Raw genomic sequence first — 19,318 nt, forward strand, 5'->3', positions numbered from 1 at the left:
TGAAGACCCTTTGTATTAACGTATACTTCCCATATAATAAAAGCCTTTACTCTCATCCAGGCTTACATCAATAATTTTACCAATAAGACTTTTATCTCCTGGAAAATGTACCAAAAGATTATTACTTAGTCTTCCTGTAAGCAATGTAGGATCCTGTTCGTTTACCTCTTCCACAAGAACCTTCTGAACGGTATGTTCATCCTTTCCGGCAGATTTCGCAGAGCTTGCCTGTATTTCCTTAAGCAACCGATCGAAACGCTCCATTGCTACTGACTCTTCAACCTGCCCATCCATCGTAGCAGCAGGTGTACCCGTCCTCTTAGAATAAAGGAAGGTAAATGCGCTGTCATATCCTACTTTACGTACTACATCTATGGTTTCAAGGAAGTCTTCCTCAGTTTCACCTGGAAAACCAACGATAATATCCGTCGTTAATGATATATCCGGAACCGCTGCTCGAATCTTGTCAACCAGCTCAAGATAGCTTTCTTTTGTATATTTTCGATTCATAATCTGAAGCAGTCTTGTGCTTCCTGATTGAATAGGAAGGTGAAGATGCTTGCATATTTTTTTACTTTCTTTCATTACGTTTATCAAATCATCGGATAAGTCCTTTGGATGTGAAGTCATGAAACGAATTCGTTCAATTCCATCCACCTTCTCAATTTCACGTAGAAGCTCGGCAAAGGTCATAGGATTGTCAAGATTTTTACCATAGGAATTAACATTCTGACCAAGCAGCATGACTTCAACTACTCCATCAGCTGCTAACTTCTTAATCTCATCTATGATGTCCTGAGGATTTCTGCTTCTTTCCCTACCTCTTACATAGGGTACGATACAATAACTGCAGAAATTATTACAACCGAACATGATATTAACACCGGCTTTAAAGCTGTATTTTCGGATATTCGGAAGATTTTCTACAATCATATCGGTGTTTTTCCAAAGATCAATGACCATACGGTCAGACTCAAGGCGTGTCTTTAATAATTCTGCTAATTTAAAGATATTGTGTGTTCCAAATATAATATCTACAAAACGATAGCTTGTCTTAATTTTCTCAACAGCGGCTGCCTCCTGCATCATGCAGCCGCATATCGCGATTAACATTCCAGGATGCTTTTTCTTAAGTTTACCTAAATATCCTAATCGGCCATACACTCGGTTGTTAGCATTTTCCCGAACAGTGCAGGTATTATATAGAACAAAATCAGCATCCTCTGTATCCGTTTCTTCATAACCTATTTGCTTCAGAATACCAGATATTTTCTCAGAGTCCCGACTATTCATCTGACAGCCAAACGTTTCAATATGATATGTTTTTCTCTTCCCGGTTTTTTGATATTCCTGATCAAATAGTGCTTTAAGTTCTTCCATTATTGCATATTGCTTTGCAGCTTCTGCCTCATTTACATTGGTATTTTTATTATCCATCCTATCCTCCTAGCATAATTCGTAAACTTTATCATAAAATCAAGCTTCCATACTCAAATATCATAAGCTTCAATTCCTCAAAAGTAGATTCTCGATATTTGATATCAAGTGGAAACGTAGCGTCTTCGTCAACTGTTTCTATTGTTAACGCCGGTTTATGAAAATTCTCTGAAAAATAATGTACCGTATTTCCTCCGGAATCACCAGAATCAATTTCATTTTCAGGTACTTCTAAATCATAGTTCGTAATTTCTCTAAACCGGTTAGCAATTTTCAATTGTTTTAGGTTATAGCTTTCAGACATCATACTGCGATAATAATAAATTGATTTTCCTCTTGAATGAAAATCAAGAAAGCCCATTGATTTATATTCATGAAACAAATCAATTAATGCTTTCGTCTCATTCTCACTGGCAGAATGATCTGTACTATCCTTCTGTCTCCATAGCTTACAGGGGAAATTGCGATTGATATCTACCCCTCTGGCATTAAACTTCCATTCATAATGCGGAATATTATAATCTAGGCACTTACGCCTTAATTCATCATTACGGATCTCATCAAAGCCTTTTAATGATACCATATATCCATCCGGATTTAAAAGTGGAACAAACAGGATGGTAAAGGTTTGTAATAACTCATAGATACATGCTCCATACAACATTTGCTCATATTCTTCGCCAATATGTCTTGTCGGATTTTTAATCAAGGTTTTAAATCTGTTCGTATGCTCCTGATACTCCATATACATTTGTGAATAGTACTCAATAATTCTCATGAGTACAATAGGATTGATGGTTTCTCTTGCATGCACACCCGAACAGCAGATGATATATTTTTCTCCAATTCCAAGCTTAAGAAGAACAATGTCACGATTGTCATGGGACGATCCAATCGTGACACAATCTAAAATACTATGATATTGTTCTTCTAATTTCTTTGTATCATGAATCAATGTATCATAAGAATAAATCGGTTCATCCATATTAATCATAATTATGCAGTCTCCTTGTGATATTGTTCATCACATCATTCTATGCTGGAAATGCATAATTATGACAATTACTTAATCTATATTATAGAATATCTGCGCTAACGGGGAATCCTCGGATAATATTAATGTCTTATTATCACCATTTAATGCTGCTCTTGCAGCGTCCAGAGAACGAACAAAAGTGTAGAACTCACTACGCTCCTTGCTGGAATATGCCTGTGATAGAATCTTCATATATTCTGCTTCACCTTCTGCGATAATCTTTGCCGCTTCAGCTTCTGCGTTCGAAATACTGATGGCAACATCCTTGTCCGTTGTGTTACGAATTTTCTGAGCCTCAGATTCACCTTCTGCCGTATAGGTTGCTGCAATCTGTGCACGCTCGGATATCATACGCTCAAATACTGCTGTCTTATTGTCACTGGGAAGATCAAGATGCTTTGTCTCCACAGTAATTAACTCAATACCATATTGATCCATGGAATTACCGATGTTCTCCATGAACGCTGTATTTAGTTCACCATCTCTTCCACTGATCACATCGGACTGAGAAAGACTGCTGATAACATTCTTCATTGCATTATATACAGTGGTATCAATTCTGTTTTCAGCCTGAACTACATTATTATTCAAGGATTGAGCAAATTTAATCGGATCCTTTACCTTCCAAAGCACATAACTGTCTGCCACCATGGTCTTCTTATCCATAGTAATAACATCCGATTCCGGCATGTCATAGAATTGAATATTCTTAGGTATTACATCCACAGTTTCTATAAATGGTGTTCGAAAGGATAGCCCTGCTTCATCAATCACTCGTTCGATTTTCCCGAATCGTTTTACAATGCTGTATTGATCTTCTTTCGTGACGATGGTAGAGGAAGCTAAGACAATGAATCCGGCAACTAATAAAATGAGTAAAATGGCTCCACTGATTTTCTTTGCTTTCATTATTGCTGCCCTCCTTCCTCAGAAGTATCATTATTCGTCTGTCTCGTTGGCACCTTGTCTGTTTCATTTTCTAACCCTATTAGGGAATCTAAAGGTAATAGCTTTTGTACTTCGGAATCACTGCTATCAATAATCACCTTCAAGGAAGGAAGCACATCCTCCATCGCCTCATAAAACATTCTTTGTTTTGTAATCAATGGATACTTTGCATATTCCTCGTACATTTCATTAAATCTTGCTACTTCTGCATAAGCTTCATTCATTCGTTTGGTTTTCGTAGACTGTGCTTCCTGTAAGATTTTATCTACCTGGGCATCTGCCTTCGGAAGCTGTTCGTTACGGTATTTGTTTGCATTATTGACTGCTGTTTCTTTTCCTTGTTTCGCTGTCTCTACAGATTTAAAGGCTTCCATTACCTCATCCGTCGGTGGTTCAGAATCCTGTATGGTAATATTAACTAACTGGATACCAATATCATGTTGCTCCAATTCCTCTAAAATCGATGTTTTGATCGCAGATTGAATTTCATATTTTCCTGTTGTAATTACACTATCTACATCATAGCTTCCGACTACCATACGAATACTGCTCTGTGCAATATTCTTCAGAATGGTAATAGGCTCTTCTGATGCGTACAGTGCTTTCACAGGATCGGAAACCTTATATTCTACGAAAAAATCAACATTAACAAAGTTAAAATCTCTAGTAATCATCATTGATTCTTCTTCTACTTTATTACCTGTTTCCAGATCATATCCAATGGAAAACCCTTTAATTGTTGTATCAACCTTCTGCACCCTTTGAATAATAGGAATCTTAAAATGTAATCCGGCTGAATTCACTGTCTTTGCTCTTCCGAAGGTTGTTACCACTGCCTGCTCCTGCTCCTTAATGGTATAAAAGGAACCAAAAATTAGGATGGCAATTACAATCAAGCCTATAACAAGAAAAAATATTTTCCCGAACTTTTTCATAAAACTACCAACATTTTTATTGGGTGGATAATCATATACTTGTTGTTCTGACATCGTTCTACCTTCTTTCATTGTCTTATCTGCCCATTTCCAAAGATAATATATTTTGTTGTTGTGAGTGCTTTAAGTCCCATAGGACCTCTGGCATGAAGCTTTTGCGTGCTGATACCGATTTCTGCTCCAAATCCGAATTCATTCCCATCGGTAAACCGAGTGGAAGCATTTACATAGACTGCAGCAGAATCGATCTCATTTAAGAATTTCATTGCATTATCATAGTTATCTGTAATAATTGCTTCGGAATGCTTCGTACTGTAATAATTGATATGAGAAATTGCTTCCTCAATACTGTCAACTACCTTTAAGGATACGATTTTATCCAGGTACTCTGTTCCATAATCCTCTTCACTGGCCTTGACACAATTTCTACAGATTGAACAGCCTCGTTCGTCCGCCCTGATTTCTATATCCTTCGCATTTAGGCGTTCATATAATAGCGGAATAAAGGCTTTACTGATCTTCTCATGAATGACAAGAGATTCGCAGGTGTTGCAGACACCAAGACGCTGTGTCTTCGCATTGTCGATGATATTCAGTGCCATATTAAAATCCGCATATTCATCCACATATACATGACAATTTCCTGTTCCTGTTTCAATTACAGGGATGGTACTATTTTCTATGGTGGTTTTGATTAATCCGGCACCACCACGAGGAATTAATACATCTATGTATTGATTCATACGCATGAAATCCTTCGCAACATCTCTTGATGTATCTTCAATTAGTTGTAAAGCATCCTCAGCACATCCAGCCTCCTTCAATCCGGTACGAAGAACTTTTACAATTGCCTTATTCGAGTTAATCGCATCACTGCCACCACGTAATATAACTGCATTACCGGTTTTAAAGCATAAACCGAATGCGTCCGCAGTTACATTGGGTCTTGATTCATAAATAATTCCGATGACACCTAGCGGAACTACCTTTTGTCCTATCATGAGGCCGTTAGGACGTACTGTCATGGACAGTACTTCTCCGATGGGATCCGGTAATGCACATATTTGTAACAGACCATCCACCATTGCCTGTAATCGGTCTTTATTAAGACTAAGACGATCTACCAATGAACTCTTAACACGATTCTTCTTGGCTGCTTCTACATCGATTGCATTCGCAACCAGAATTTCCTCGCTGTGATCTAATAAAGCTTTGGCACAAGCTTTAAGTGCTGTATTTTTCTCTTCCTGTAACATTCGATTTAATACGGTTGATGCTGCTTTAGCGTTCTTACCTAGTTGTTCCAGATAACTCATAGCGTTCCTCCATTCTATTATCATTCTATATAATTATTTTCTGACTAACTATTCGGTATCCTTCTATCTTATATGTTGGATAAACAATGTGTTATTAGCTCACACTCTATTTGTTGCATCGTATTACCTGAGAAGGTAACAGAATCATATCCGCTTTGATATCATATTCCTCCGATGGTATCGTATCTACTAGCTGAAAATCGTATGCCAAAGCGACTTTATAAAATATCTTCGGTGGATAAGCAGCTAAATATCGGTCATAGTAACCTGCTCCATATCCGATTCGATTCCCTGCTTTGTCAAATGCCAGTCCAGGGAGCAACATTAGATTTTCGCCCGTCAGAGGTACCTCATTATTAAAATGATATTTACCTATTTCCTCTGCTGAAGGCTCTGGTACTCCGTATTTGCTTGGAATCAACCCATCAAGATGATTGATTTCATAAAAGTCCATATTGTTACCTTCCACTCGAGGAGCATATACCTTTTTTTGATCTTGTAATGCCTGATTAATGATCTCTATTGTATCTACTTCCGATTGAAAGGATATAAAGGTAAACAACCGGATACACGATTGATACTCTTCAGTTTTAAATAATCTTTTTCTTATTGCCGTATTATCATTATTTCGCTTTAATACGGCAATATGATTTCGTAATTGTCTCATTTCTATACGGATCTGATTTTTTGTCATACTGATTCTTCCTAACGTTTTTTAAGTTCAGAAGCCTTTGTAATGGATCCATCCGGATTAACAAAGGAGACCTGGTCTAAAGTGCCTCTAAGATTTCTGCGGATCGCAGCAATATATTCTTTACGAAGCTTTGCCTGTTCTTCTTTTTCCTCATCCGTTAACCCTACTGACTGGGATTTATGGTATAGTTCATTAATTCTTGTTATTCTTTGATCTTCCATAGCTTACCTTTCTAACTTTTATTTGTATGGGAGCAATAACTATTTTTCGTATTGCTTTGTAGTAATATAATCCATAATATTAAAATTATTCTGCTTATGCGCCAGAAATAAGGTACCAACCTCTTTTCCCTCAATAATGTGGTAAATATGTCTTACATTATCACCATTGGTAATAACCATGTTGGCGCCGGATGCAGTAGCGATCTTTGCGGCAGAGATCTTTGTAGTCATTCCACCCGTTCCTACTGAGCTTGTAGAGTCCTTTGCCATGCTGCATAGATCTTCATTAATCTCATCCACACAGGATATTAGCACGGCATCCTGGTTTTCCTTTGGATCATCCGTGTAAAGACCATCAATGTCGGATAAAAGAATTAACAGATCTCCTTCTACCAATGCTGTAACAATGGCAGATAAGGTATCATTATCGCCGAAATCCAGGTCCAGCTCTTCGGTAGATACCGTATCATTTTCATTAACAATGGGGATTACGCCCATTCGAAATAATTCTTCAAAGGTGTTTTTCGCATTTGAACGGCTGATATCATTTATCATCGTGTATTTCGTCATCAATATCTGTGCAGCCACTTGATTATATTCAGCAAATAGTTTCTGATATACCATCATTAATCTGGCCTGGCCAACCGCAGCACATGCTTGCTTGACAGCTCGTAGCTTTGGTCTTTCCATAAGTCCCAGTGCTTTTCTTCCGACTGCTATCGCACCTGAGGAAACCAGAATTACATCCTTTCCCTGATTCCTAATATCTGTTAATATTCGGACCAAGCGCTCCATTTTTTCCAGATTTAAGCTTCCAGTCTCTGGATGGGTTAATGATGATGATCCGATTTTTACGACTATTCTTTTTTTATCAAGTAAAGCTTCTCTGCTTATCATGATTTATCCTCCGTTTATTAATTCATATCCTTATTATCTTATTCGTAGCATGGTTTATAACAATCAGCTACTGCCTCAAAAACCTTAATACCATCAATTGCTGCCGAAGTAATTCCCCCCGCATATCCGGCTCCTTCCCCACAAGGATAAATGCCGGTAATGTTACTTTCATAGAATTCATTTCGATGAATTCGAACGGGTGAAGAGGTTCGACTCTCTACTCCGGAAAGAATTGCTTCTTCGTCAGCAAAGCCTTTTATCTTCTTATCAAAAGCCATAATACCTTCCTTTAATGCTTCAATAATATTATCAGGAAGACATTCGGTTAAATTCGAAAGTCGATATTCTCCTTTGATATTAGGAATAACAGAACCTATTGTAACACTTTTCCTGTAATGAAACAAGTCACCAAACAGCTGAACCGGTACCACACCTTTTCCAGCTGCATAAGCGGCCTTCTCCCAATTTCGTTGAAAAGCAACCCCACTTAAGGGATCTGTATTCGGAAAATCCTCAGGCTGAACTGTTACTACGATGGCACTATTGGCATTATCACCATTCCGTGCATAATTACTCATTCCATTTACCACCAGATGTCCGGGCTCTGAGGACGCATTCACAACGTAACCTCCAGGACACATACAAAAAGAATAAACTCCTCTGCCGGATTTTGTCTGATGAGTTAATTTATAGTCTGCGGCCGGTAGATCAATATAGCTTTTTCCATATTGAGCCATGCTAATCATACTCTGTTTATGTTCAATTCGAAGTCCGATGGCAAAGGCCTTGGGCGACAAATGAATTCCACGTTTTAACAGCATGGCAAAGGTATCACGTGCACTATGCCCGATTGCTGTAATCAATACCTCACAAGATATTCTTTCATTATGATTTAGTTCTATCCCGGCTAGCTGGTCGTTCTCTATCAATATATCGGTTAAGGTTGTTGCAAAACGGACCTCCCCACCCATGCGAATAATATCATTTCGCATGTTCTCGACCACACCACGAAGCTTATCCGTTCCAATATGCGGCTTATTCAGATACAGAATATCGGAGGGAGCTCCATGTTCAACAAAGGTTTCCATAACAAGAGGATACCGGTGAAATGCATCCTTCACCATGGTATTCAGCTTTCCGTCGGAAAAGGTACCGGCTCCTCCTTCACCAAATTGGACATTACAATTCGGATTTAAATCATTCTGTTCCCAGAAATGTTCTACAACTGTAACACGCTTATTAACCTCATATCCTCGTTCCACAACCAGTGGCTGATATCCATGCTTTGCCAGAATCCATGCTGAAAATAATCCTGCCGGACCGGTTCCGACAATTACCGGACGATGCTTCAGGGGTTTTGTTCCCTTCGGTTCAAAGCGATATGAAGTCCGTTCTGTAATCGATACATTACTATTACGACATTTGTTAACAATATCCTTTTCCGTCTCCTGCTTGGATAAGTCCACCCGTACTTCGACTGTATAGATATATTTAATCTCTTCTTTTCGTGCATCTATGGACTTCTTTATTATGGTATACTCAAATGTCCGCGATTTCGCTAACTTTAATGCTTTCACAATAGCAGAATGCATATCCTCATTCGTATGCTTGATTGGAAGCTTTAACTGAACAATCTGTATCATTAATATTCAACCTTCTTTTCCTACTTCAGCTTTTTACCAGCGGAAGTACCTGCTACATATCCACTGCTCCAAGCCCATTGTAAATTATATCCCCCACAGGTTCCATCAACATCGATTAATTCACCAGCCAGATATAAGCCGCCGGAAAGCTTAGATTCCAGTGTGTTTTCATTAATTTCTGCCGTTGATACTCCTCCCGCACATACCTGAGCCTGTTCAAAGGAATTAGTATCGATAATATTCATACGAAATGTTTTTGATAAATGAACGATTTTTTTCACATCATTGTCATTTAATACCCCGGCATTCTGAACCGGATCAAGACCTGCAGCTTTAACAATAATGTAGGCAAGTTTATGGTTTATAATACCTAACAGTAATTCTTCCGTTGTTTTTATTGAATTCTGCTTAATCCGTTTCTTAACCATCTGATAGAAGGTATCTGTAGTTAATTCAGGCAGAAAATCCAACTCAATTACCACTTTTTCTCCTTGATCTAAAGCCTTTGCAGCAAATCGACTGATTTGAAGAACCGGTATTCCGGATATTCCATAATCAGTAAATATAACTTCTCCTTCTTCCTTTGATATCTGCTTATTATTTACCTTTAATCTTACCGAAGCAGATAATCGAACACCGGATATCGTACTCAAGTACGTTTCGGAGGCTTTTAGCTGTACCAGCGCAGGTAATGGTTTAATAATGGTATGACCGAAGCTTTTTGCCAATATAAAGCCACTTCCATCAGAACCTAATTGCGGGGAAGCACAACCACCAGTAGCAAGAATGATCTTCTTTGATAAATATTTTCGCTTTTCTATTGTAATGGGAGCTCTACCCGTACCTTTTTTCTTCTTTCCCGAAGGAAGTTTCTCTTCATATATAGTGTGCTCTGTATATACAGTGTAATATGGCTTTTGAATAGATTTTACTGTTTCATTATAATGAAATTCCACCTTTAACCGTTCACATTCCAGCATTAATACCTGAACTATACTGGAAGCTTGTTCTGAATTCGGATATAGATAACCGTTACGATTCTTTGGATATATACCTAACTCCTCAAAGAATTGGATTGTCTTTGATTCATCAAAACAAGACAGTACCTTCATGGGAAATGCACTGTCATTACTACGGTAGCATTCGGGAATCTGGATGAGATTCGTAAAATTACATTTTCCGTTCCCGGTCGCCAATATTTTTTTGCCTGCCTTATCCTTATGCTCTATTACAAGTACGGAGCTTCCCTGTCTTGCAGCCGCAATGGCTGCCATTAATCCGGAAGCGCCGGCACCAACGATGATCACATCGTAATTCAATGTAATGCCTCCCAATATCTATGTTTGTTTCATTATATTTTACCACCGATATTATTTCAAGCTTTTCTTTTATCTATAAGATTTTCTTAATAAGAATTTAATTTTGTAGTACTTGTGGGGAAGGGGCTGTTGCATAATGTATTAACAGGGACCATGACTTACCTCACACACTGACGGAAGTACAAATTGGCAATATGTCTATAAGGCGAACATAAAAGTTCGCTTATTATCCATACAAAATTGCCAATATGTTCTTCCGACAGTGCATTATGGTAAGCCATGGTCCCTGTTTACATTATACAATAGCCCCTTCTTCGTCGATACAAAAGGCTCTAAAAAAGAGCCTTTTGTATCGACGTTGTTATTTCAATGCTACCTGTTCATAACAATTACTTTCGCTAACTTGAATAACTTTCCAGTAGTGCATATAGTTCTTCTACACTATTCACATAAATACCGGCGCTTAGCTTAATCCGGTCTTCCTCAGGAAGCTCCTTCGCCTCTATATGGGTATAGCTATATACGCTTTTTAGATCACTATTATAAACAACTACATATCCATCTTTCACTACAACATAAAATCGAAAAGGAACAAAATCCTCATTATAGGTTTTTTTCATTACGATCTCATCCTCAGAAAAGGATATGAGCTCATAGGAAATCAACCCTTTGTTATATTCAGATAAAGTCATATCATTCATATAATCCGCTAAATACTGTTCGATTTCTTCTCTGGTCAGTCCAACAAATTCAGCAGGAGGATTTAGTTCCTCCGTCAGAAGCGTGTCTTTTTTCATATCATAGATTTCCAATGTGTATTTTGTTGTAGGTAAAACAATCGTTTCCTGTGGAACATTTACAGGTACCGTATTCTCCACTTCATGAGGTACACTTGGTGTAGGTTCTGCTTTTTCCATCAACGCATATAATTCATCCTTGCGTTCAATGGCCCTCTTGTTAAATTCGTTTAGCGCATGTAAATAACTCATATAATAGCATGCACTGAAGATAATACACATACTCACAAAACCTAAGAGATAAATTGATGCCTTTTTCAGCTTCATGCGAAACCACTCCTTCGGCATAATTATCTCCAATATTTGCAGTTTTATACATAATTGAACTTTATCTTTATAATAAATGAAGTTTTCGTAATATACGGATCAGAGTATGACCTTTGGGCATAAATGCCAATTCATCCTCATCCACACCCTTCATAAATATTAGTAAAACAAAATAAACGATAATCGCTATAACAATAGCGGCTAACGTAGACAGCAAATTGCTTTTCGTACCAAGGAACATTCCCTTATAGACAAAATATGCGACTGTACCCATTAATCCAGAACTTACTGTCGGAATTAAAAAAGTTTTGATAACCTCCTGACGGTAGTCTAAATAACGTTCGATGGAAATCCAATTAAGAATACATACAACTAATGGGAAGGTTACATTCCCTATAACAAGCGCGTAACCACTTAATGGTGTGAATTTTAATAATGTAAAAACGATAATTATATGTATTCCCAAGGATATCGCTGAATTGATTACAGGCACTCTCAATTTATTGATTCCCTGAAGGATTGCAGATGAAACGGTGGATAAAGCATAAAATACAATTGCTGCTGATCCCAGCTTAAAATAGTTCGCTGATAGTTGATAATGATCATTAAAAATCAATTGGAGAATCGGAGAGGCCAGTACTCCCATTCCCACTGCAGAAGGGATGGCAATAATCATGTTGAACTTAATTGATGTTTGTACCTTATTACGGATTTCGTCATATCTTTCCCAAGCTTTATCTGTAGCAATGGACGTTACAATTGCAGCCGCCATTGCAGTAGCTATAGCAACCGGTACATAGCTTAATAGCTCATATCTTCCGCTATAGATACCTATTATCGTATTTCTGTGAACTTCTGTATATAGTTGTCCTAATCTTGCGTCCTTTAATACCTCTAAGTCAAATAAGGCAATCTCTTTGGAGGCCATTATATGACCGAACATAGATCCATCGATCAAACCACTGATCTGATAAACCGTCTGACTTAGAATAATAGGTGCAACGGTTATGGCAAGTAACTTTGCTATTGTACTATAGGATTCTCTATTTTCTGAATGGTCATGCCGCATCTGTTTGTTAAGTACCGGTTTATAAACCAAAAATACAAATAACAGGAAAATAAGTCCGATGCATGCTCCCATAAAGGTTCCGAGGGTTCCGCCTGCTGCGCCATAAGAAGCAACATTGATAGAGGCACTAAAATTCTTCATTAGCAAATATGCGGCAACAATACTTACTACAGCATTAACAATCTGTTCAATTACCTGGGATAACGCAGTGGGAATCATTGTATTCTTCCCCTGATAGAACCCACGTAATACTCCCATTACAGCAAATATAAAAATAGTTGGAGAAAGAATCCTGAGTGGTAACGCTGTATTAGGACTTTGATATAAAACTTTTGCAAAAAAATCTGCTCCAAAAAAGATGATTAGTGTAGCTATCAAACCTACGGATATTGCAAATGCCATTGCCACTAAAAAAACTCGATAGGAATTTCTGTATTCCTTTTTCGCATTTCTAGAAGCTACTAGCTTTGACACCGCAAGAGGCAAGCCGTAGGAAGAAATAATCAATGCCAGATTATATATTTTAAATGAATTCGAGTAATATCCGTTACCTTCCGCTCCTATTATATTATTCATTGGTATACGGTATAACATACCAATTATTCTTACTAACAGGGATGCCACAGCTAAGATACTACCCTGAGCTATATAATGATTATTTCTTTTACTTGCAGACATAGCTTTCTCCTTTTTATCTTAAGTCAATCTCTGAATCATAATATTTCTATATCCCAAAATATTCTTAACAATTAGTTTAACACTACATCTTCTGTTCTGTCATTGGGAAATAAGGTAATAAAGGTTTTACCTGGATTAATGGTTAATTCCTCTCCAGCCTCATTATAATATCTCATCCATCTGGAGGCCTCTTTCTTTTTCCAGGTGATCGGAATCATCTTACCATTGGTTATATAATACCCTTTTCCAGAAGCATCCTCAATATCCATGGTTTGATAATCGTTACGGTCAATATCCCATTCCTTAACGAATTGTACGATAATATTCTTAAAGGTAAGCTGATTACCGTTATTGGAATCCTTGTGTGGTCCGCCAAATTGATAACGATAATAAAGCTTATCATCCTGATTATATTCAAAATAGGGAGATGTATAGGCAGAGAACTTCAAGGTTACTTTTTGAACTGACGAGCCATCTGCCAAGTCTGTATCGGTCTCATAGAAGGAGTAATGAGGCTTATAATCACTTGCATACTCCGTCTTATAACCTTTCTTCTTTATACCGGCAAGGATACCATCAATGGAAGCAAAAGCATTATGGGGTGCCTTCATGGATTTGTCACGATAAAAAACCGTTGTCCCGATACCTGTCTCACCATCTAAATTATCGATACCCAGTTGCTTTATTTTACTTACTGCATATTTTGTTTTACCATAATGAATGTATATCGCATCATATTCATCTGCAATACTTACAAAGTAATGTCTGGAACTTCTGGTGGAGCCAAGACGGTCACCTGTATAATTTTCTCCAATTCCTAATAATCTGGTTATTCCACCTTCCACGATACATTCATAAACGATATCCGCCTGCGAAATTCCCCACTGATTGGATACAGATTTAAAATTGCTAAATTGAAATGCATATGGTCTTTTTCTTCCTATTTCCTCAGGAACCCATAATCCTGTTAAAAAGCTTCGCATCTCACCTTCATGATTTGAATCTTCTATAGTTTCTGTAGGGCTTACAGTCGGTTCCGGTGTGGGTGTCACAGTTGGGGTAATATTCTGTTCATAATCCTGAATAACATCACCACCATCGTAGGATTCTTTCTTTTTGCATCCTATCATAGCGATTATTATGAAGAGTATAAGAATACTGCTGATCATCTTTTTCATAATGTTCCACCCTTTCATTATGACATCTTTGTACTACCTTAATATATGAAGCTGATTCAATACGTTATTCTGCTTTTCTTCCATTCGTATTCTTTCCGAATCTTCCATGTGATCATAGCCAAATAGATGGAACATGCTATGAGCCGTAAGAAAAGCTATCTCTCTTTCTAGAGAATGACCATACTCCTCAGCTTGCACAATGGCACGATCTACCGAAATAACAATATCTCCAAGGATTAATTCTCCTGTTTCAGGATGAAAATAGGATACAGTAGACTCTTCCAGTCCGGAAAAATCGCCTTCCCTATCGAATTCAATACTGGGAAAGGAAAGTACGTCCGTTGGTTTATCTATATCTCGATACTCCTTATTGATCAGTTGAATTTCAGTATCGTTCGTCAAAAGTACATTAACTTCAGCCTCATAGGGACAAGCTTCATAATAAAGACAGGCTACTATGACTTTTTCCACCAAGGCTTCATAATCAAAATTCAACTTTTTATTTGCTTCATATTCAATATTTATTGTCATGCCTGTCCACCCTTTTTATACTACTCTGAAAGAAATTCTTTATGGTAAAAATCCTTCAATGCATCATAATCATTTTTCGATAACTGTACTTGATCAAAGGTGCCCTTTTCTATTCTCATCTGGAATACATGATCAATTATTTTTCCTTTGGTAAATCGGTTGTCCCCTGTTTTTTCTATGTATTCAATGGTACTAACTACATTATCAGAAAGCATAACAATTGCCGCCTCAACAGAATTTGGCTTATCATACTTGATATTATGCTCCTTAATGATTGCTCTTAGTTCATTCGGGAAAGCATAATCTTCAGCAATTATAAGTCCTTCTTCAATATAATTATTGCCATGTAACTTACCAATTTCATGATACAAACCGCCTGCCAGTGCAAGGTCTTCATTCGCTCCAACAACACGTGCTGCACGCTTCGACAGATCTCCTATTAACATAGCATGATCATATAATTTATCTGAGAATTGCTTTAATCTTCTCAGTAATTCATTGTTTGTATCACAGAGAACCTCATAACTGGTACGAATACCAAGGTTACGCTGCTGAGTTAATATATCGCTGCTATCCTGTGTCTCGCCGAATTGGTTAGATGGCTGGTCATCCCGCTTGTCCATTTCTTCCTTCGTATGGATCGGATCCTTAGTAGTGGTGGAAGCAGTATCCGTTGAAGTAGCTTTCTCCTGTACTTCATTGATAGACTCAGCATTAGCTTCACGCTCTTCTGTCATACTGCTATCAGATACATCCTCTTGGGTTAATGTGACTTCCGTCGCTTTAACATCATCCGATTGAACTGCATCAAGTACTTCACCAGATGAATGCTTCTCTTCACCGATTGTCTCTTCTTTCACTTCTGTATGAACATCCCCGGCAAATTTAGCATATAACATATGAATAAAAAATGATATAACAATTACTGATAAAATACTGAATAGTGATCCAAGATAATTGTAATTTGTAATTGTATCAAAAATAAAATTATTCATCGCAAAGGATAATGTAATGTTAGTCGAAATCAATATGATAGTTGCATAGATTACAGTCGACTTTTGCTTTAGAGCACCGGATAATAAGCTCATAAGTGCTCCAATGATTAATATCTGTATGACTGTCTCAGGACGATGTTCAAAGGAAATCCCCAGTAAAAATGTCATATTAAAGTGAACGAGCAAGCCCACTTTACTATCTACAATCATGGACAAAACCATTCCTCCTATCATCCAAAAGCAATGGGATTCTGGCTTTGGTATCAACATTAGTAAACAAATAGAGGTAAGATAGCAAAGTAACAGAATAAGCTTTGCATTCTTTTTACCACGAATAATACCGATATTCATTCGAATATAAAAGGTCAATACTGTTGTTAAGATAAATATAAGAATACCATCTCTTGCAACCTCAATACCTGGAACCTTTCTCAATACTCCTGGCAATATGGTAAATATCATTGATAGCACAGGTAATATATTGATTAATAATGATTTTTCCTTATCATTATCCATAATCGCTTCCTGCTTAGTTGGATTCTCGGATGAATTCCAAGGCTTAGATGTATATGAAGTTGATTTATTAGTATCTGCTTTCATCTCGATTTCCCCTAATTTTTTCTGATTTATAATTCACCAATCGTATCTTTTTATGCTTGCTTTGTTCCTTGCTTTCCACTCGCTTTAATTTTTCCTCATAGGAATCGTATGCTTTTACTATTTTTTGTACTAGTGGATGTCTGACAACGTCCTGGCTGGTCAGGTAAGAGAAGCCAATATCATCAATTTTACTCAGTACTTTAATGGCTACATCCAATCCGGATTTTGTCCCTACCGGTAGATCCTTCTGGGTCATATCCCCGGTTATTACTACCTTGGATCCAAATCCAATTCTAGTTAAGAACATCTTCATCTGTGCCGGTGTTGTGTTCTGAGCTTCGTCCAAAATAATAAATGCATTATCCAGAGTACGCCCTCTCATATATGCAAGGGGAGCCACTTCTATCAATCCCTTTTCGGTATTCTTCAAGTAAGCTTCAGGACCCATAATCTGATGAAGTGCATCATAAAGCGGTCTTAAATAAGGATCTACCTTGCTTTGAAGATCTCCAGGTAAAAAGCCGAGCTTCTCACCAGCTTCAATGGCAGGACGTGTTAAAATAATTCTACTTACTTCATCATTTTTAAACGCAGTAATGCCCATTGCCATTGCCAGATAGGTCTTCCCTGTTCCTGCAGGACCAACGCCAAAAACAATCATCTTCTTACGTATCAAGTCTACATAGGTTTTCTGTCCCAAGGTTTTTGGTTTAATTGGTTTGCCACTAATGGTATGGCATATTAAATCTTTGTCAATTTCAACGATTTCCTGCTCCTTATCTTCGTAGCATAAGGATATTGCGTAATTCACGTTTTGCTCGGTAATTTGGTTCCCACGCTTTGAAAGTTCTAATAGCTGTACAAATACGCTCTTTGCTTTTGTAACATCCTTTGTATCTCCAACAAGCTTTACTTCTCCGTTTCTTGCAATGATTGTTACATTAAAAGCCCGTTCAATAATTTTTGCATAAGCATCAAATCCGCCAAAAACATTTTTTTCATGTTCAGCAGGTATGTCAATGATTGTCTCCACTAAGCTCATCCGTCTGTTCTATCCTCCACTCATTATCCTGAACTAACTGGTACTGCCAGGAAGGCTCTTCCACTATGAGTTTCCCTTTGGCAATACAATGATGATTCTCTATAGTTATTTTAACATTATTTTCGATTATTAAAACATCATTTGAAAATAATCGGTCTAGGTATCTCTTTAACCGATCCTTTGCAATCGATATAGCCTCTTCCTCCGTATATGTTTTCTTTATATCTACATATTCGCGTGTCGTAATAGAACCGTAACGGAATGGCAGATAAAAGGTATTTGTGATATGTAATTTTTTTTCGTTAACAATTATATCATATTTGTCATAGGAATTACTAGGATTATATAAAAATAATTTTCTACCGAAAAACTCTACATAATAACCCTTCTTCTCATGATTCGTAAATCTTTTCTCTAAGTATTCCATAGGAAATTCCTCATGATAGTTGTAAAATGTCTTACACCGGATATCCGCATCTGCTACCACCGGATACATATTTAATATTTCATCAAAATCACTTTTAATTGTAATGATACCTGACACCAGTATATCACCTTTTTTTACAATATCTCCCGGCTTCACCATAGGCATACCTGATCTGGTTATAATTTCTTTCACAATTCCATCCTTGCTGGCTACAATATGACTCGGATCTCTAGCTTCCTGCGCCGGTGTGGGCATATTCGTCTCCGTTATTTTGATAATAAGCCGTGTTCCTTTTATTTCAGCTGAAACCCACCCAATATCTTTATAGGTAAGTCGTATTTCTTCTTCAATCTCCTGACAATTAATTTTCTTTTTCTGAATCCCGGTACGAATATCATGATCGTCTAAGAATTTTAGCATAGCTTCCGGTGTATACTTGGATCCACCCAATATGCTGATATCCCAAATGAATAACGACATAATGTAAACCAATATGATGCAAATTAATACTCCTGCAAAGAAGCCCTTTCTTTTCTTATACCTTTGTAAATAAAACGGAAAGCCTACTTTTCTTGTTATTTTAGGTATCATATGTGTCTTTCTGACGATGGGTTTCAGCTTTTTATAATTCTTTATTGAGATAAGAAATTGATAATCTTCATCAATTCTTGATAGATTCCAGATATAGATTTGCTTATTGCAGCATAAATTAATAAACCGTTCCGGAGAGGTACCTCGAAGCCGTACGCACAAATATCCTTTGAACCAGTTTATCAGTTTTATTAACATGTGATTACCTCCCATTTTGATCTTGGTTCAATCATTGGTAATAAATTGCGTTGATATATCCGGTGATACGCATCTCATCTTCAGTAAAATAAAGAATATTCAATTGTTTTCCTTCAATGCAGATTTTACATGATTTGGTTTGAACCTTAATCAGATTACCGTTATATTCAATAATTCCCTTGTAATTTTCAAGACATAACTCATTTCTGCCTGTTGCTGTAATAATGGGTGCTCCGGCCAGAATATCACCCGGTAAATGCAGACGGTTGGATAATTCCTCAAGACATGATATTTTTTGAGATTGTTTTGTTTTATTTTTATTATGAAACCCTTTATATAATGTATTCTTAGCATTTTTTTTAAATTTTTTATGGGATGATTTCAGGTTATCCTTCATGACAGCCCCCTAAATCCTTCGCAAATACTGTTACTAATATATGAAAAGAATTTATCATGTAGACTAATCTGTTAGAAATGTTGAATTTATCTAAATAGACTT

18 protein-coding genes are annotated in these 19,318 nt (G+C 37.2%); all 18 read right to left on the bottom strand.

Going from position 1 to position 19,318, the window contains the following annotated elements; translation table 11 throughout:
- Positions 1-15: 15 nt before the first annotated feature.
- Entirely contained in the window at positions 16-1,437 is a 1,422-nt protein-coding gene (miaB, locus tag H0486_RS09340) for a tRNA (N6-isopentenyl adenosine(37)-C2)-methylthiotransferase MiaB (RefSeq protein WP_228352748.1), read from the bottom strand.
- A 31-nt stretch (positions 1,438-1,468) separates the two neighbouring features.
- Positions 1,469-2,431 carry a M14 family zinc carboxypeptidase gene (locus tag H0486_RS09345; protein WP_228352749.1) on the bottom strand — a complete coding sequence of 321 codons (963 nt, stop codon included), beginning with the start codon at positions 2,429-2,431 and terminating at the stop codon, positions 1,469-1,471.
- Between the two features lie 72 nt (positions 2,432-2,503).
- A complete protein-coding gene (hflC, locus tag H0486_RS09350) occupies positions 2,504-3,382 on the bottom strand; it encodes a protease modulator HflC (protein ID WP_228352750.1) in 879 nt (292 codons plus the stop codon).
- The gene (hflK, locus tag H0486_RS09355; protein ID WP_228352751.1) at positions 3,382-4,410 is read right to left on the bottom strand and encodes an FtsH protease activity modulator HflK; all 1,029 of its coding nucleotides are present in this window, start codon (positions 4,408-4,410) and stop codon (positions 3,382-3,384) included. Before hflK ends, hflC begins: the two co-directional genes overlap by 1 nt.
- A gap of 14 nt (positions 4,411-4,424) precedes the next feature.
- The gene (locus H0486_RS09360; RefSeq protein ID WP_228352752.1) at positions 4,425-5,672 is read right to left on the bottom strand and encodes a glutamate-5-semialdehyde dehydrogenase; all 1,248 of its coding nucleotides are present in this window, start codon (positions 5,670-5,672) and stop codon (positions 4,425-4,427) included.
- 106 nt (positions 5,673-5,778) lie between these two features.
- Entirely contained in the window at positions 5,779-6,366 is a 588-nt protein-coding gene (locus tag H0486_RS09365) for a 5-formyltetrahydrofolate cyclo-ligase (RefSeq protein WP_228352753.1), read from the bottom strand.
- Positions 6,367-6,377: 11 nt separating this feature from the next.
- A complete protein-coding gene (locus H0486_RS09370) occupies positions 6,378-6,587 on the bottom strand; it encodes a DUF896 domain-containing protein (protein WP_228352754.1) in 210 nt (69 codons plus the stop codon).
- 39 nt (positions 6,588-6,626) lie between these two features.
- On the bottom strand, positions 6,627-7,484 hold the full coding sequence (proB, locus tag H0486_RS09375; protein WP_228352755.1) for a glutamate 5-kinase: 858 nt from the start codon (positions 7,482-7,484) through the stop codon (positions 6,627-6,629).
- A 38-nt stretch (positions 7,485-7,522) separates the two neighbouring features.
- Positions 7,523-9,127 carry an NAD(P)/FAD-dependent oxidoreductase gene (locus tag H0486_RS09380; RefSeq protein WP_228352756.1) on the bottom strand — a complete coding sequence of 535 codons (1,605 nt, stop codon included), beginning with the start codon at positions 9,125-9,127 and terminating at the stop codon, positions 7,523-7,525.
- A 20-nt stretch (positions 9,128-9,147) separates the two neighbouring features.
- A complete protein-coding gene (locus tag H0486_RS09385) occupies positions 9,148-10,446 on the bottom strand; it encodes a BaiN/RdsA family NAD(P)/FAD-dependent oxidoreductase (protein ID WP_228352757.1) in 1,299 nt (432 codons plus the stop codon).
- Between the two features lie 398 nt (positions 10,447-10,844).
- Positions 10,845-11,531, bottom strand: coding sequence for a BofC C-terminal domain-containing protein (locus H0486_RS09390; protein WP_228352758.1), 687 nt, complete (start codon positions 11,529-11,531; stop codon positions 10,845-10,847).
- Between the two features lie 46 nt (positions 11,532-11,577).
- A complete protein-coding gene (locus tag H0486_RS09395; RefSeq protein WP_228352759.1) occupies positions 11,578-13,257 on the bottom strand; it encodes a putative polysaccharide biosynthesis protein in 1,680 nt (559 codons plus the stop codon).
- A 71-nt stretch (positions 13,258-13,328) separates the two neighbouring features.
- Complete coding sequence (locus tag H0486_RS09400) at positions 13,329-14,435, bottom strand: DUF3048 domain-containing protein (RefSeq protein WP_228352760.1); 1,107 nt, start codon at positions 14,433-14,435, stop codon at positions 13,329-13,331.
- Positions 14,436-14,468: 33 nt separating this feature from the next.
- A complete protein-coding gene (ybeY, locus tag H0486_RS09405) occupies positions 14,469-14,966 on the bottom strand; it encodes an rRNA maturation RNase YbeY (protein ID WP_228352761.1) in 498 nt (165 codons plus the stop codon).
- 20 nt (positions 14,967-14,986) lie between these two features.
- Positions 14,987-16,561, bottom strand: coding sequence for an HDIG domain-containing metalloprotein (locus H0486_RS09410; RefSeq protein WP_228352762.1), 1,575 nt, complete (start codon positions 16,559-16,561; stop codon positions 14,987-14,989).
- Positions 16,545-17,603 (bottom strand): PhoH family protein, encoded by a 1,059-nt coding sequence (locus tag H0486_RS09415; RefSeq protein ID WP_228352763.1) that lies wholly within the window; start codon positions 17,601-17,603, stop codon positions 16,545-16,547. The genes H0486_RS09410 and H0486_RS09415 overlap by 17 nt, the downstream gene beginning before the upstream one ends.
- The gene (gene yqfD, locus H0486_RS09420) at positions 17,578-18,819 is read right to left on the bottom strand and encodes a sporulation protein YqfD (RefSeq protein ID WP_228352764.1); all 1,242 of its coding nucleotides are present in this window, start codon (positions 18,817-18,819) and stop codon (positions 17,578-17,580) included. Before yqfD ends, H0486_RS09415 begins: the two co-directional genes overlap by 26 nt.
- A 31-nt stretch (positions 18,820-18,850) precedes the next feature.
- Positions 18,851-19,216, bottom strand: a complete 366-nt coding sequence (locus H0486_RS09425) for a YabP/YqfC family sporulation protein (RefSeq protein WP_228352765.1) — start codon at positions 19,214-19,216, stop codon at positions 18,851-18,853.
- Positions 19,217-19,318: the final 102 nt, after the last annotated feature.

This window comes from Variimorphobacter saccharofermentans, assembly GCF_014174405.1.
Classification (GTDB): Bacteria; Bacillota; Clostridia; order Lachnospirales; family Lachnospiraceae; genus Mobilitalea; species Mobilitalea saccharofermentans.